Here is a 14,783-nt window from a genome sequence, read left to right on the forward strand (position 1 = left end):
CCAGGCTTCACCCCGGGGCTCTTCTGCGCGTCGCGGTTTGTGCAACGTCAGCCGCCGTCCGCCTTTCTCAGCACGAAGACACCGCGCCCCTGAACACCGCGGACCAACCCGCGCTCTTTCAGCAGCTTGACCGCGTCTGCGGCGGTTCGCTGCGAAACGCCGTATTGATCGGCCAACTGCGCCGTCGATGGGATGCGACTACCCGGCGGGTAAGTGCCGTCGGCGATCTTCGCGGCCACGCGGTCTGCCAACTGCACGCGCAGCGGATCCATGCCGTCGAGTTCCTCGCCCACGCTGTCACGTTACGCATGTGTACCTACAGGTTCATGTGTAAACTTATGTAGGCTCGTGCACGGTCATGTAAGGTGGAGCCCGCCACAGACACAGGACGGCCCCGCCCGGCGTCGCACCGCCGAACGGGGCCTACAGAGCCGACCTGCAAGGGAGGTCAGACCCTGATGTCTGACAAGACTACGCGGCTCGGCGGGAACGACCCGCAGCGCATCGATCCCGCCGAGCCGCTGCCGGGGTGGCGGGAGCCGTCCGGGCGGTGGGCGACGCCGTTCCAAACGCAGCTGAACGGCGGGCTGGTGTGGACCGTCGCGCTGCGCATGGGACACCGCCTGTCCACCCGCGAGGCCCTGGCCGGGTGCGCCTCGCAGCTGTACGCGGAGACGCCCGAAGCGCTGGTGGTGCTCACGCGGGCACACGACCAGCTCGCGGAGACGGTCCGCAACCTGCCCCTGGCATGGTCGGGGACCTCCCCCGCGGTGCCGGACGACGACCGCGAGGGGGACGCGTGATGACGGCGCTCGCAGTGTGCATGTCGGTCCTGACGGGCGGCGTGTTCCTCGGTGTCGCGGGCGCCGCGCTGGCGGCGGAGGCGCGACCCCGCAGGCGCGGTTACGTCGGCCGCCACCGGGCCACCTACTAGCGCGGCAGCCCCGTGGGGCGCGCGGTCTTCCATCTGGCAGCGGGCCGCGCGCCCCACGGCGGGCGCAGCCGACGGCCAGTTCGGCGATACGCGCGGAACGGCAGCCGTCGGCCGCGGGGCGGTGGTCGGGCCCTCGCGCAGCACCCTGTGCACCGCGGACAAGCGCGTCACAACGGGTGGGGCGCCGGGTTACACCTGGCCGCGCAGCATGGCGATGAGGCGGTCCAGGACGCGGGCGTCGGCGCTCAGGCCGTTGTGGGCGTACTCGTTGGTGACCCATGTGCGCAGACCCGCGATCGCGTCGGCGGTCTGCAGCGAGTGGTCGCGGTCCACGTACATGTCGTCGTGGTAGACGGCCGCGACGGCCGGGACCGTGTTGGCGGCCAGGCGGCCGGGGTCGTAGAGGGCGGGCCATTCGTCGTAGGCGGCGAGCAGGTCGGCGCACTCGCGCAGGGGGCGCAGCGCCGGGTCCTCCTCGAAGAACCACGGGTAGATCATCTCTCCGACGAAACGCACCGGCCCGTCGTTGTCGAGGGAGAACTGCGGGAACTCGTCGAGCACCCTTTGGGCCGCCCACCGCGACGCGGTGCCCTGGCAGTAGATGGCCTCGTGCAACAGCGCGTAGAGAGGCTGGGAGGCGTACGACACGGACGCGTGCACCTTGTGCAGGAAGGCGTCCGACAGCTGTCCGCGTCCGATGAACGCCTCCTCCAGCAGGTAGTGCAGGTTGTCGAACAGCACCGAGTTGCCGAGCCCGTGCCCGAGGGTCTGGAACCGGCGTGCCGTCAGCCGCTCCCCGTCCGGCAGCCGCACGTCGTGCTCGCGCAGGTGGTCCACGATGCGGCGCACGACGTCCTGGTCGCCGGGGTAGCGCTCGAAGTACCGCTCGTTGGCGGCGAGCACGCGCGGGTAGGCAGCGCGGTAGACCTCGTCCGCCCCGGCCGTGAGGCTCGGCAGGCCCCCGGTGATGAAGACCTCGCGCAGGCCCTCCGGTGCCAGCGACAGGTACGTGACGGCGCAGAAGCCTCCGAAGCTCTGGCCGAGCACGCTCCACGGCCGGTCCCCGATCAGGTGCCGGCGCAGCAGTTCGGCGTCCCGGACGATGGAGTCGGCGCGGAAGTGCCGCAGGTACGCCGCGGCGTCGGCGGGGGCCGCCGGGAGGGTCTGACGGTTGGCGGGGGTGCTGCGCCCCGTGCCGCGCTGGTCGAGCAGCAGCACCCGGTACTCCTGGAGGGCGCGCTTCAGCCACGCCCCCGGGTCCGCCCCCGGCCGCGTCGCCCGGTGTCCCGGGCCGCCCTGCAGGAACAGCAGCCACGGCAGGTCGTCGTCCTCCCTGTCCGGCGCCACGACCTCACGCGCGTAGATCTCGATGGTGGGCCCGGACGGGTCCGCATGGTCGAGCGGCGCTTCCAGCACGTGGTCGGTGCAGACGAACCCGGGGCGGCGGAACGCGGACTGCATGCCTCTAATATGTCGCCCCCGGGATGCGCCCCTATCACCTGGGCCGGCGGGGCGACCCACCCGCGAGATGGGTCGCCCCGCAGCCGGTCAGCAGTTGCCCGTGACGGGCTTGCCTTCGAAGCGGTCATTCAGGAAGCGGGTGACGTCCCCTGCCGCGAGCCAGTCGGTGAGCAGGTGCTCGCCCACGTAGGACTTGTTCCAGGTGGTGTTGATGCCCGCCTTGCAATAGGCGGCGCGGGTGGCGTCCTCGGTCTCGGTCGGGATGATCTCTTCCAGAGCGCCGCGGTACTGGAACACCGGGAAGCCGATCTGGTACGTGGCGGACGAGCCGGGCGCGCCGATGTCCACGCCGAGCTTGCTGCGGTCGGCCAGTTCGCCCCAGGTGCCGTCGGGGCCGCGCAACTGCCAGATCTGGTCGAGGGTCAGCTTGTCCTTGGTGAGGTTCTCCACGCGGGCGCCCAGGAAGCGGCCGAGCGTCCCGAACAGGCACAGCCGCTTGGCGTCCTGCACCGCCTTGGCACCCTTGTCGTTCATCAGCTCGTCGAACGGCATGTCCGGGTAGGCGGCGTTGTGCCCGACCAGCGCGTCGGCGGCGAATCCGGCGAACAGGCCGCCGTTGAGCCGCTCGGCGGTCACCTTCAAGTCGCCCGGCACGCCTCCGGCCGCCGCGCCCGCCACCTGCAGTTCGGGCGCGTAGGAGGCGGCCAGTTGCGCGGCCCACAGCGCGGCCTGGCCGCCCTCGGAGTATCCGGCGATGCCGACCTTGCCGTCCGAGCGCAGGGAGCCGCCGGGGATCTGGCGGGACGTGCGCGCGATGTCGAGCACGGCTTTGCCCGCGCTCTGCCCCACCATGTAGGTGTGGACCTTGCCGTCGATGTAGCCGGGGCCGTCGGCGGCGGCGACCGCGAACCCGGCCTTGAGGAACTCGGCCACGTTGGGGCCCTCGTAGTGGTCCACGTAGGCCCCGGTCATCTGCTTGGAGAACGCGCACTGCGGGCCGAGGCCGGAGGTGCCCGGGTGGAAGGCGACGACCGGACGGGACCCGCTCTTGGTCCACGCGGCCTCCGGCACCGCCACGAATCCGGTCGCGACCGTCTTGGCGTCCTTGACGTCGGTGGTGACGTAGCGCACCTTCCACGCCTTCGCGCGGACGCCGCCCACGCCCGGCAGCGTCACCTGCCGGCACGCCAGCAGGTCTCCCGGGTCGCCGTCGATGCTCGCCGGGGCGGCGGCGTAGATGTCGGCCTCCGAGGCGAGGCACTGCGACGGCGCGGCGGACGCCGGCTGGGCGGCGCCCACCGACGCGAGGGTCAGCGCGGCCCCGGTCACGGCGGAGGCCGCAACGACTCGAACTCTCATTGCCACTCCAGGGGGTGGGAGGCCGCCGAACCGCCTGGGCCTCCCCCCTTTGACAGGCGGCTCTCGGCGGCCTTGGACAGCGGACGCACACGACTGTCCCTCCTGCCCCGGTGCAGGTGAATGGGCTGGCGCCACATGCCCGGCGCCGCCGTTAGCAACTAGTTGACAAATCGTCTATTAGTGGTGCGCGTCACCAGCGGGTTCCCCGACGCGGCGTCCGGTCGGCCGGGGAGGACATAGCGTGGTGGCCGCAGGTCAGTGTCGTCCGTCGTCCGTGAGAGGTCCCCCCAATTGATCGAACCCTCTGACGTCCGGGACGCCGCCGCGCGCATCGCCGGCCGGGTCCGCCGGACCCCGGTGCTGGCGGCCGAACCGCTCGGCGGCGCCGCGTGCACGTGGCTGAAGCTGGAGCAGACGCAGCACACCGGGTCGTTCAAAGCCCGCGGCGCGTTCAACCGCGTGCTGGCGGCGGCCGAGCAGGGGACGCTGCCCGCGGCGGGCGTGGTCGCGGCGTCGGGAGGCAACGCCGGGCTCGCCGTCGCCTACGCCGCCGCAGAGGTGGGCGCGGCGGCCGAGGTGTACGTGCCGCAGACGGCGCCGGCGGTCAAGGTGGCCAGGCTGCGCGCGCTCGGGGCGCGGGTCGTGCAGGTCGGCAGCAGGTACGCCGAGGCGTACGAGGCCGCGACCAAACGATGCGCCGACACGGGTGCGCTGTTCTGCCACGCCTACGACCAGCCCGAGATCTGCGCCGGTCAGGGAACGCTCGGCCTGGAACTGCTCGAACAGACCTCGGGGGAGTTCGACACCGTCGTGCTCGCCGTCGGCGGCGGCGGGCTGATGGCGGGGGTGGCCGCCGCCGTCCAGGGGCACGCGACCGTCGTCGGGGCGGAGCCGGAGGCCATCCCGACGTTGCACCGGGCCCTGGAGGCGGGGGCGCCCGTCGACGCGGACGTGTCCGGCGTCGCGGCGGACTCGCTCGGCGCCACCCGTCTCGGTGAGATCGCCTTCGAGGTGGCGGCCCGTACGGGGGTGCGGTCGGTGCTGGTGTCCGACGAGGCGATCGTGGAGGCGCGGCGCTGGCTGTGGGAGCGGTACCGGTTGCTCGTCGAGCACGCCGCCGCCACGGCCGTCGCCGCGTTGCGCACGGGCGCCTACCGGCCCGCCGCGGGCGAGCGGGTCGTCGTCGTCCTGTGCGGCGGCAACACCGACCCCGCCTCTCTTTAAGATGGCCGTATGGCGGATTCCTTCGTGGTGACGGGGGGTGGCCGGGGCATCGGCCGGGCGGTGGTGGAGCGGCTGCTGGCCGGCGGCGACCATGTGGTGGCCGTCGAACTGGACGAAGCGGCGCTGGCGTGGACGCACGGTCATCCCGCCGGTGCACGCGTGCGCGTGGTCACCGGCAACGCCGGGGACGAGGCCGTCGCGGAACGCGCCGCGGACCTCGCCGAGGAGGCGGGCACGCTCACCGGCTGGGTCAACAACGCGGCCGTCTTCCGGGACGCCTCGGTGCACACCGCGTCCGCCAAGGAGGTCATGGACCTCATCGCCGTCAACCTGGGCGCGCCCCTGACCGGGTGCACGACGGCGGTGCGGCGCTTCCTGGCCGCCGGGACGGGCGGGGCCATCGTCAACGTCACCTCGCACCAGGCGCGGCAGGCGGTGCCGGGGTGCGCCCCGTACGTCACCGCCAAGGCGGCGATCGAGGGCCTGACGCGCGCGCTCGCCGTCGAGTACGGTCCGCGCGGCATCCGGGTGAACGCGGTGGCGCCGGGTTCGGTGCGCACCGAACGCTATGACGAGTTCCTCGCCCAGCAGGGGCCCGAGGGGGCGGCGCACATCGAGGCGGAGATGGCGCGGCTGCACCCCCTCGGCCGCGTCGCCAGGGCCGAGGAGGTCGCGGCCGCGATCGTGCACCTGCTGTCGGACGAGGCGTCCTTCATCAACGGCGCGACCGTCCCCGTCGACGGCGGGAGGTCCGTGCTGGCCCACGACCCGGAGGCGTACGAGCCGCCGTCCTGAGTCAGGAGCCGCCTTCCTGGGGCGCCAGCGTCTGCAGCGGCAGCGGCTGCACGGGCCGCTGCGCGATGCGGGCGTTGGGCGGCGGCGTCCCGGCCCCGCACAGGGCCTCCATCATGTGCGCGCCCATGGCGTTGTCGATCGGGTGGGGCATGGGGCGCCCTTCGCCGTTCAGCTGCTGGTACTTCATCAGGTTGAAGCCGAATGCGAGCTGCCGTCCGCCGCCCTCATCGGTCAGCGCCTGCGTCCCGGCGCCCCACACCGCGCCGTCGTGCCCCCAGAACGTGCCGCACGGCAGCTGCACGGAGTAGAGGCCGAGGCCGTAGTTCATCAGCACGGTGCCGTCGGCGTCCTTGACGGGCACGGTGCGGCGCATCTCCGCCAGCGCGGCCGGGCCGACGATCCCGCCGGTGAGCAGGCGCCGGTAGAAGCGGTTGAGGTCGTCCATGGTCGACACCAGCGCCCCGGCCGTGCCCGCCCAGGACATGTCGAAGATGCTGTAGTCGCGCGGCGGGGTGAGGACGCCGTACAGCGACTCGTACATCCGCGAGTGGGCGCCGTAGATCACCGGGCTGTCGGGGAAATAGGTGTTCTTGAGCCCCGCACGGCGGATGACGTCCCGTGTGATGTACGTCTCCGCCTTCATCCCGGTGACCTTCTCCAGAAGGCGCCCGAGGATGATGTAGTTGGTGTTGGAGTAGGACCACTGCGCCCCGGGGGTTCCGGTGGACGGTGCGTCCAGGCCCCATTTGATGAGTCGCGCGGGCGTGAGCGTGCGGAACCGTTTCCTGTCCAGGCTCCTGGACGACGGTTCCTGGAGCGAGGGGAACGCCGAGGCGACGTAGTCGGCGATGCCGCTGGTGTGGTTCAGCAGCATTCGCACGGTGATTTGCCTGCCGCGCTGCCCGGGAACATCCTCCGGCAAATAGGTACCGATCGGCGCATCCAACTGGATACGCCCCTGTTCCACCTGCCGCAGAACGGCGGCGGCGGTGAACGTCTTGGTGACGCTGCCCACACGGTGCTGCATGTCCGGGGTCACGGGCCGTCCGGTCTGCACGTTCGCCACTCCGGACGCCCCTTTCCAGGCACGCCCGTCATCACGGACGGACGAGTAAATACCGTACATCCCGGCCTTATGTGTGGCGTCCAGCGTCGCACGCAGCTTGCCCGCGTCCAGGGCGGCGCGCCGGGAAGCGGACGGGTTCTGCGCAACGGCGGTGGCCGTTCCCGCCAGCGCCGCACCCGGCATGAGTGTGATCACAAGCGACATGGCCGCTCCCCCGGCCGCCGCCAGTCGCCCAAGCCCCCCGAATCGCCTCGCCGCCATTCCGCCCTCTCTTCCACATGATCGCGCACTTACCAGTCTTCTAGGCCGTGGCCCCGGATGTCATCCGTTTCCGGCATGAGATCGACATCTTTCTTCCGCCTCATAAACCTGATACACCCAGCCACACGACCAGAGAGAACCAAGAAAGCGAACAGACGGCCATATCCCGCGCACGATCCGGCGAACAGCACCGAGACCGGACCGGACCGGCGCACCGCAACGGAGATCATCCGATCCGACGGGTCGGCCGGATCCCGGCCCGCCCGCCGCCGGGCCTGAGAACGGCTCCAGCGGCCGCCGACCGCCCCTTGCGAGGGCAGAGAAGGGCGGGGCGGACGGCGGCCGCCTGAGCGGCTCTCAGAGCTTCGACCGATCAGGAGATGACGAGCAGCAGGTCGCCGGCCCGGACCGAGGACGCCTCGGGCACGGCCAGCCGCGTGACGGTGCCGCCGACCGCGGCGGTGATGGCGGCCTCCATCTTCATCGCCTCGATGGTGGCGACCACGTCGCCGACGGCGACCCGCTCCCCCTTGGCCACGCGCAGCGTGACCGAACCGTCGAACGGGGCGGCGACGTGCCCGGGCTCGTCGGGGTCGGCGCGCTCGACCGGCGGGGCGTCGGCCGCCGCGGACCTGTCGCGCACCGACAGCGTGCGCAGCTGCCCGTTGACGGTGCAGATGACCTGCCGGAAACCCGCCTCGTCGAGCTCGCCCACGGCCTCCAGGCCGGCCAGCACGCGCACCCCCGGCTCCAGGTCGATGGCGACCTCCCGGCCCGGTTGGAGGCCGTACAGGAAGGCGCCGGTGGGCACCACCGACAGGTCGCCATAGGCGGCGCGCGCCTCGCGGTACTCGCGGGCGGGGCCGGGGAACAGCAGCCGGTCGAGCGCGTCGCGGACGCCGGGCCCCGACAGCGCCTTGTCCTCCTCCTCGGTGAGCTCGCCGCGCACGGGGGTGTACCGGCGCCCGCTCAGGGCCCGGTCGCGGAACGGCTGCGGCCAGCCCCCGGGAGGGTCGCCCAGTTCCCCGTGCAGGAAGCCGACGACGCTGTCGGGCACGTCGTACCGCTCCGGATGCGCGGCGAAGTCGTCGGGATCGGCCCCCACGGCGACCAGGTGCAGCGCCAGGTCCCCGACCACCTTGCTGGACGGGGTGACCTTGACCAGGCGCCCCAGGATGCGGTCGGCGGCCGCGTACAGGCGCTCGATCTCCTCGAACCTGTCGCCGAGGCCGAGGGCGACCGCCTGCTGCCGCAGGTTCGACAGCTGCCCGCCGGGGATCTCGTGCTCGTACACCCGTCCGGTGGGGGACGGCAGGCCCATCTCGAACGGGGCGTACAGGCGCCGCACCGCCTCCCAGTAGGGCTCCATCGCGGTGAGCGCGCCCAGGTCCAGCCCGGTGGCGCGCTCGGTCGCGTCGGTGTGCGCGACGATCGCCTGCAGCGGCGGCTGGCTGGTGGTGCCCGACAGGGGCGCCGCGGCGCCGTCGACGGCGTCCACCCCGGCCTCGACGGCGGCCAGGTAGGTGGCGAGCTGCCCGCCCGCGGTGTCGTGCGTGTGCAGGTGGACGGGCAGGTCGAACCTCTGGCGCAGCGCGCTGACGAGGGTGCGCGCAGCCGGGGCCCGCAGCAGGCCCGCCATGTCCTTGATGCACAGGACGTGCACGCCCGCCTCGACGAGCCGTTCGGCCAGCCGCAGGTAGTAGTCCAGCGTGTAGACCTCCTCTGCGGGGGACGACAGGTCCGCGGTGTAGCAGAGGGTGCCTTCGGCCAGCGCGTGCGTCTCCAGCACGGCGTCGATCGCGGGCCGCATGCGCTCCACGTCGTTGAGTGCGTCGAACACCCGGAAGATGTCCACGCCGGTGCGGGCGGCCTCGGCCACGAAGGCGCGCGTCACCGACTCGGGGTAGGGGGTGTAGCCCACGGTGTTGGCGCCGCGCAGCAGCATCTGGATGCACAGGTTGGGTGCGGCCTCGCGGATCGCGGCCAGCCGGTCCCAGGGCGACTCCGCCAGGAAGCGCAGCGCCACGTCGTAGGTGGCGCCGCCCCACGCCTCCAGCGACAGCAGCCGCGGGGCCATGCGCGCCAGGTACGGGGCCGCCGCCACCAGGTCGTAGGTGCGCACCCGGGTGGCCAACAGGGACTGGTGGGCGTCCCGGAACGTGGTGTCGGTGACCGCCAGGGCCGACTGGGCGCGCAGCCGTTCGGCGAACGCGCGCGGGCCGAGCGCCAGCAGAAGGTCGCGCGAGCCCTCCGGGACGGGGCCTTCCAGATCGAGCGGTGGGAGCTTGCTGCGCGGGTCCAGGTCCGTGGGCGCGTCCCCGTGCGGCTTGTTGACGGTCACGTCGGCCAGGTAGCGCACGAGGCGCGTGGCGCGGTCGCCGCTGGAACGGGCGGTCAGCAGTTCGGGATGGTCGGCGATGTAGGAGGTCGTGACGCCGCCCGCGCGGAAGTCCGCGTCGTCCAGCACCGCCCGCAGGAACGGGATGTTCGTCGCCACGCCCCGGATGCGGAACTCGGTCACGGCCCGGCGCGCGCGCCGCACCGCCTCCTCCAGGGTCCGGCCGCGGCACGTCAGCTTGACCAGGAGCGAGTCGAAGTGGGGCGTGACCACGGCGCCGGCGTGGGCCGTCCCGGTGTCCAGACGCACGCCCGCACCGCCCGGGGAGCGGTACGCCGAGATCCTGCCGGTGTCGGGGCGGAAGTCGTTGGCGGGGTCCTCGGTGGTGATGCGGCACTGCACCGCGTACCCGGAGACGGTGACGTTCTGCTGGGCGATCCCCAGGTCCTCCAGGGTCTCCCCGCCCGCGATGCGCAGCTGGCTCTGCACAAGGTCGATGCCGGTCACCTCCTCGGTGACGGTGTGCTCGACCTGGATGCGCGGGTTCATCTCGATGAACACGTGCCGCCCGGACGCGTCCACGAGGAACTCCACCGTCCCCGCGTTGACGTATCCGATCTCCTCGGCGAACGCCACGGCGTCCCGGCAGAGCCGCTGCACGACGGCCGCGTCCAGGCGGGGGGCGGGGGCGATCTCCACGACCTTCTGATGCCGGCGCTGTACGGAGCAGTCGCGCTCACGCAGGTGCACGACGTGCCCCGCCGCGTCGGCGAGCACCTGCACCTCGATGTGGCGCGGCCGGTCGACGGCCTGTTCCAGGAAGACCGTGGGGTCGCCGAAGGCGGTCTGCGCCTCCCTGCGGGCTGCTTCAACGGCCGCCAGGAGTTCCTCGCGCCGGTCCACGCGGCGCAGCCCGCGTCCGCCGCCGCCCGCCGCCGCCTTGACGAACAGGGGGAAGCCGACCTCGTCCGCCGCGGCGAGCTCCTCCCCCGGCGCGGGGGTGGCCGACCGCAGCACCGGCAGCCCCGCCTGCCGGGCCGCCTCCACCGCCTCGATCTTGTTGCCCGCCAGGCGCAGCACCCGCGCGGGCGGGCCCACGAACGTCAGCCCGTTGCGCTCGCACGCCTCGGCCAGTTCGGGGCTCTCGGCCAGGAACCCGTAGCCCGGGTACACCGCGTCCGCCCCCACCCGCAGCGCCGTGGCGACGATTCCGTCCACGTCGAGGTAGGCCCGGACGGGGTGCCCGCGTTCACCGATCTCGTAGGCCTCGTCGGCCTTCTGCCTGTGCAGCGAGAGGCGGTCCTCGTAGGCGTACACCGCGACACTGGCGATGCCCAGCTCGTAGGCGGCGCGGAAGGCCCGTACGGCGATCTCGCCCCGGTTGGCGACGAGCAGCTTGTTCATCACGGCGCTTCTCCCAGGAGTCGGGTATCCGGCGGCGCGAGGCCGCCCGGAGCGACGGCCTCCCGGGCTCGTCGTCGAGCGCGCTCAACATAACCCGCCACCGCCCCCGGGGGAACAGGCGTGAAGGTAGGTCTCATCACACCGCCGGGGCCTGCGGCAGGCCGACGACGGCGGCCGGGGAGAGAAGATGAGCGGAGACTCGGAATAGACGCGGCGATCGTGGGGTTACACCAACTGCAGGTGCAAGATCCGACATTTCGGGTACCACCGCATTCCTATGTCGCAGGAGGTCCACGATGCCCACCAGCATCCCCAGGCCGCGTCCGAACCGCTCCCACAAGCACATCAAGTCCACCTCGCTGCGCGCCCTCGCGGTGGCGGCGCGGCTGGAACGGCAGCACGACCGGGAGGCTCCACCGGGTGAGAACGGCCGGGCGGAGCGACGGCAGTCCCGGCGGACCCCCGACCCGGCCTGACTCGTAGCCGACACATCTGGAGCCTCCGGGACGGCGTACGCCGTCGCCCCGGAGGCTTCCCCGTTCCCGGGGGCGCGGCCGGTGGCGCACCGCAGCCGCGCGTTCACATGGCGGGGGCGGACGGTCTCATCTGCCCGTCCCCCGCAGCACGTGCCGCCATCGGCACATAGTCTGACTAGGCACTGTGTCCGATGCGACGGGAGAGAGTGGTGTGACGGACCAGACGATGCCGGACGTCCGTCCGCTGCGGCCGGGCGATCCGACCCGGCTGGGCGAGTACGAGATCGTCGGCCGCCTCGGCCAGGGCGGGCAGGGCGCGGTCTTCCTCGCCCGTCCGCCCGGCGACGCCGACCCCGTCGCCATCAAGCTGCTGCACTCCGGGGAGGCGGTCGACGACGCGGCGCGGGCCCGGTTCGTGCGGGAGCTGGCGGTCGCCAAGCGGGTCGCGCGCTTTTGCACCGCGCAGGTCCTGGACGCCGACGTGGCGGGCGACCAGCCCTACATCGTCAGCGAGTACGTCCCCGGGCGGTCACTGTACCGGCTGGTACAGGAGGAGGGGCCGCGCACCGGGGGCGCGCTGGAGCGGCTGGCCATCAGCACGCTGACCGCCCTGATCGCCATCCACCAGGCGGGCATCGTGCACCGCGACTTCAAGCCGCAGAACGTGATGATGGGGCCGGACGGCCCGCGTGTGATCGACTTCGGGGTGGCCCGGGCGCTGGACGCGGCGGGCGAGACGCAGAACGTCGGCACCCCCTCCTACATGTCGCCGGAGCACTTCACCGGGGACGAGGTGGGCCCGGCCTCCGACATGTTCGCCTGGGGCAGCACGATGGTGTTCGCCGCCAACGGCCATCCCGCCTTCGGCAACGACGACATGGCCGCGGTGATGCATCGCATCCTCACCGCCGAGCCCGACCTGGGCGCGTTGCCGAGCCCGCTGCGCGAGGTCGTCGCGGACTGCCTGGCCAAGGACCCCCGCAAGCGGCCCACGGCCCGCCAGGCCCAAGAGCGTCTGGTCGGGGTGACCACGGAGAGCACGACCCCGGACATGGGCGCGGCGAGCGGCGCGGCCGTCACACCGCCGGCATCCGCGCCCCAGGCCGTCCCGTCACAGGCCACCGTCCCGGACCGCGCCGTCGCGCCGGCCATCCCGTACGTGCCGCAGAACGGCCCCTCCCAAGAGGCGACCTCGCCCGAGACCAACCCTCAGACCGCCCCCCAGACCCATCCCCAAACGACGCCGCAGCCGCCGCCGTTCGGCCCGTCGGCCCCGCCGCAGCACCGGGGCGGCCACAAGACGCACAAGGGGAAGCGTCTCGTCCCCCTGATCGCGGCCGCCGCGGTCGTCGCCGTGGTGGGAGGCGGCTCGGTCTGGGCGGCCACCCGTTCGGGCGGCGGGGAGACCGGCGGAGACAGCGCCGCCGTCGGCAACCCGCAGAGCGAGCAGACCCGGGGAGACGGCGCGGGCTCCGGCAGCAGGCTCGACGCCCCGAGCAGCCGCCCCGGCAACGCGTCCAGGTCCCCTCAGCAGACCCCCAGCACGGCGAACGACAAGAAGGGGCAGTCCGACCAGGGCGGCCAGAACCAGCAGCAGAGGCGTTCCGGCGGAGGGCAGACCACCCCCGGGACGGGCGGCGGTGGCGGCACCACGGCCGGCCCGACCAAGGAGCCCGCCAACAAGTACACCCCGCAGCAGGTCTGCAACTCCGGTCCGCACGGCGGCGGCTACTACGTGCAGCGCTCCCTCTCCGTCTCCGGGGGGACGGCGTACCTGCTCTACAACAGCTCGGGGTACAACTGCGCCGTCCTGATGAAGACGCGCAACGTGGGCACGCGGTCACAGGTGTCGGTGTGGATCCAGCGCCAGGGCGGCGGGCAGGTGGCCGACAGCGGGTCGTACGCCTGGTACGCGGGGCCGGTGTACGTGAAGGCCCCGGGAGTGTGCGTGCGCTTCGGCAGCGGCGGGGTGGCCGCCCCCTACGGCAACTGCGGATGAACCCGTGACCGCCCGGTGAGGCAACTGCAAGATCACGTCAGCGGGAGGACGTGGTCTTGCAGCTGCCCCCGTGAGGAGGTCCCGCGAGCCGGGTCGCGGGCGTCAGTTGCGTGCGGCGATCAGGTTGTCGAAGTCCCCCTCCTTGGCCCCGAGGATCAGCGCCTCGATCTCGGGACGGGTGTAGATCAGCGCCGGGCCCTCCGGATGGCGGGAGTTGCGCATGGCCACCCGTCCACCGGGGAGCTCGGCGATTTCCACGCAGTTGCCCTGCGAGTTGCTGCGCCGGGACTTCAGCCATCGGGCCCCGTGCAGCTTCGTGGCGGGCATGCCGTTGTACGCGGCCGGGACGCAGGGGGCCGCCGAGGGACTGTTGCCGTTGTCGGTCGGGAGCATCATGTCTCTCTGAGAAGGTCACCGAGAAGCTCGACGGTGCGCTCCGGTGTCGCACTGTCGACGCACAGGCGTTCCATCGCCTGCAGATAGGTGTCGACGTCGTCGCGCTTGTCCAGGTACATCGCGCCGGTGAGGTTCTCCACGTAAACCACGTCCGGCAGGTCCTGCTCGGGGAAGCGCAGGATGGTGAAGGCCCCGCCCTCGGCGGCGTGCCCGCCGAAGCGGAACGGCATGACCTGGATCGTGACATTGGGCAGCTTCGACATCTCGATGAGATGCTCGAACTGGCCCCGCATCACCTCAGGCCCGCCGATGGGCCGCCGCAGCGCCGCCTCGTCCAGCACCGCCCACAGCCGGGGCGCGTTGGGGCCGGTGAGGCGCTCCTGCCGCTGCAGGCGCAGCCCGACGCGCTGCTCGATCTCGTGATCGGAGGCGCCGGCGTTGCCGAGTCGGATGACCGCCCGGGCGTACCCCTCCGACTGCAGCAGTCCGGGGACGAACTGCAGCTCGTAGGTCCGGATCAGGGTCGCCGACTCCTCCAGGCCCACGTAGGTCTGGAACCAGTTGGGCAGCACGTCGCTGTAGCGGTGCCACCATCCCGGGGTGTTGGCCTCCCGTGCGAGCTGTACCAGCGCCTCCCGCTCGGTGGGGTCGGTGACGCCGTACAGCGTGAGCAGGTCTTCAACGTCGCGCTCTTTGAAGCTGACCCGCCCGAGCTCCAGGCGGCTGATCTTCGACTCGGACGCCCGGATGACATAGCCGGCATCCTGGCGGCTCACGCCCTTCGCCTCGCGCAGGCGGCGCAGTTGTGAGCCGAGCAGGATCCGACGCACCGTGGACCCGGTTCCCGGCGTCTCTGGAGTCACGCCCAACCTCCCGGCTACATGGCGGACAGCGGTTCCGGCAGTGCCGGAAAATGTACTTAGTGTGCCACTGGGGTCGGTGTCCTGCGGCTACCTCCGATTCCTGGCGCACGGTGGCGCCTGCTCGTCGCTCTCCGGTGCGGATGCACGTGCATTGAGCCTTTCCCCGTAACGATCCGCGACAGTGCGTGATCGTCTGGGTGGTGCGCC

The 14,783-nt window shown here is 72.3% G+C and carries 13 protein-coding genes; 6 read left to right on the forward strand and 7 right to left on the reverse strand.

What is annotated here, in order from left to right; translation table 11 throughout:
* Window positions 1–47 precede the first annotated feature (47 nt).
* Window positions 48–293 carry a winged helix-turn-helix domain-containing protein gene (locus tag ABD879_RS08140; protein WP_345019000.1) on the reverse strand — a complete coding sequence of 82 codons (246 nt, stop codon included), beginning with the start codon at window positions 291–293 and terminating at the stop codon, window positions 48–50.
* 165 nt (window positions 294–458) lie between these two features.
* On the opposite strand from ABD879_RS08140, the gene ABD879_RS08145 reads away from it, so the two are divergent.
* Together ABD879_RS08145 and ABD879_RS08150 are read left to right on the forward strand one after the other, a co-directional pair.
* Window positions 459–803, forward strand: a complete 345-nt coding sequence (locus tag ABD879_RS08145) for a hypothetical protein (protein ID WP_345019002.1) — start codon at window positions 459–461, stop codon at window positions 801–803.
* On the forward strand, window positions 803–934 hold the full coding sequence (locus tag ABD879_RS08150) for a hypothetical protein (protein WP_345019004.1): 132 nt from the start codon (window positions 803–805) through the stop codon (window positions 932–934). Before ABD879_RS08145 ends, ABD879_RS08150 begins: the two co-directional genes overlap by 1 nt.
* Window positions 935–1,123: 189 nt before the next feature.
* Here the strand turns inward: ABD879_RS08150 and ABD879_RS08155 are convergent, their stop codons facing one another.
* Together ABD879_RS08155 and ABD879_RS08160 are read right to left on the reverse strand one after the other, a co-directional pair.
* Entirely contained in the window at window positions 1,124–2,395 is a 1,272-nt protein-coding gene (locus tag ABD879_RS08155; protein ID WP_345019006.1) for an alpha/beta fold hydrolase, read from the reverse strand.
* An 87-nt stretch (window positions 2,396–2,482) separates the two neighbouring features.
* Complete coding sequence (locus ABD879_RS08160) at window positions 2,483–3,754, reverse strand: lipase family protein (protein ID WP_345019008.1); 1,272 nt, start codon at window positions 3,752–3,754, stop codon at window positions 2,483–2,485.
* Window positions 3,755–4,045: 291 nt separating this feature from the next.
* On the opposite strand from ABD879_RS08160, the gene ABD879_RS08165 reads away from it, so the two are divergent.
* Both ABD879_RS08165 and ABD879_RS08170 read left to right on the forward strand, forming a co-directional pair.
* Window positions 4,046–4,978, forward strand: coding sequence for a threonine/serine dehydratase (locus ABD879_RS08165; RefSeq protein WP_345019010.1), 933 nt, complete (start codon window positions 4,046–4,048; stop codon window positions 4,976–4,978).
* A gap of 9 nt (window positions 4,979–4,987) precedes the next feature.
* Complete coding sequence (locus tag ABD879_RS08170; protein WP_345019012.1) at window positions 4,988–5,773, forward strand: SDR family NAD(P)-dependent oxidoreductase; 786 nt, start codon at window positions 4,988–4,990, stop codon at window positions 5,771–5,773.
* Window position 5,774: 1 nt separating this feature from the next.
* Here the strand turns inward: ABD879_RS08170 and ABD879_RS08175 are convergent, their stop codons facing one another.
* Both ABD879_RS08175 and ABD879_RS08180 read right to left on the reverse strand, forming a co-directional pair.
* On the reverse strand, window positions 5,775–7,043 hold the full coding sequence (locus ABD879_RS08175) for a serine hydrolase domain-containing protein (RefSeq protein WP_345019014.1): 1,269 nt from the start codon (window positions 7,041–7,043) through the stop codon (window positions 5,775–5,777).
* A 430-nt stretch (window positions 7,044–7,473) separates the two neighbouring features.
* Window positions 7,474–10,845 carry a pyruvate carboxylase gene (locus ABD879_RS08180; protein WP_345019016.1) on the reverse strand — a complete coding sequence of 1,124 codons (3,372 nt, stop codon included), beginning with the start codon at window positions 10,843–10,845 and terminating at the stop codon, window positions 7,474–7,476.
* A gap of 293 nt (window positions 10,846–11,138) precedes the next feature.
* Between ABD879_RS08180 and ABD879_RS08185 the strand changes: the two genes are divergently transcribed.
* Entirely contained in the window at window positions 11,139–11,318 is a 180-nt protein-coding gene (locus ABD879_RS08185; RefSeq protein ID WP_345019018.1) for a hypothetical protein, read from the forward strand.
* 211 nt (window positions 11,319–11,529) lie between these two features.
* Window positions 11,530–13,317, forward strand: coding sequence for a serine/threonine protein kinase (locus ABD879_RS08190; RefSeq protein ID WP_345019020.1), 1,788 nt, complete (start codon window positions 11,530–11,532; stop codon window positions 13,315–13,317).
* Window positions 13,318–13,419: 102 nt separating this feature from the next.
* Here ABD879_RS08190 and ABD879_RS08195 read toward each other — a convergent pair whose 3' ends face one another.
* Window positions 13,420–13,713, reverse strand: coding sequence for a DUF397 domain-containing protein (locus ABD879_RS08195; protein ID WP_345019022.1), 294 nt, complete (start codon window positions 13,711–13,713; stop codon window positions 13,420–13,422).
* Window positions 13,710–14,531, reverse strand: a complete 822-nt coding sequence (locus ABD879_RS08200; RefSeq protein WP_345019030.1) for a helix-turn-helix domain-containing protein — start codon at window positions 14,529–14,531, stop codon at window positions 13,710–13,712. The genes ABD879_RS08195 and ABD879_RS08200 overlap by 4 nt, the downstream gene beginning before the upstream one ends.
* Between the last annotated feature and the right edge of the window lie 252 nt (window positions 14,532–14,783).

The sequence above is a fragment of the Actinomadura keratinilytica genome (assembly GCF_039539665.1).
Lineage (GTDB): Bacteria > Actinomycetota > Actinomycetes > Streptosporangiales > Streptosporangiaceae > Spirillospora > Spirillospora keratinilytica.

What these genes read in the sequence shown, in the direction of transcription:
- ABD879_RS08145 (WP_345019002.1), top strand. Translation starts at nt 459, where the DNA reads ATGTCTGACAAGACTACGCGGCTCGGCGGGAACGACCCGCAGCGCATC.
- ABD879_RS08150 (WP_345019004.1), top strand. Translation starts at nt 803, where the DNA reads ATGACGGCGCTCGCAGTGTGCATGTCGGTCCTGACGGGCGGCGTGTTC.
- ABD879_RS08155 (WP_345019006.1), bottom strand. Translation starts at nt 2,395, where the DNA reads ATGCAGTCCGCGTTCCGCCGCCCCGGGTTCGTCTGCACCGACCACGTG.
- ABD879_RS08160 (WP_345019008.1), bottom strand. Translation starts at nt 3,754, where the DNA reads ATGAGAGTTCGAGTCGTTGCGGCCTCCGCCGTGACCGGGGCCGCGCTG.
- ABD879_RS08170 (WP_345019012.1), top strand. Translation starts at nt 4,988, where the DNA reads ATGGCGGATTCCTTCGTGGTGACGGGGGGTGGCCGGGGCATCGGCCGG.
- ABD879_RS08175 (WP_345019014.1), bottom strand. Translation starts at nt 7,043, where the DNA reads ATGTCGCTTGTGATCACACTCATGCCGGGTGCGGCGCTGGCGGGAACG.
- ABD879_RS08185 (WP_345019018.1), top strand. Translation starts at nt 11,139, where the DNA reads ATGCCCACCAGCATCCCCAGGCCGCGTCCGAACCGCTCCCACAAGCAC.
- ABD879_RS08195 (WP_345019022.1), bottom strand. Translation starts at nt 13,713, where the DNA reads ATGATGCTCCCGACCGACAACGGCAACAGTCCCTCGGCGGCCCCCTGC.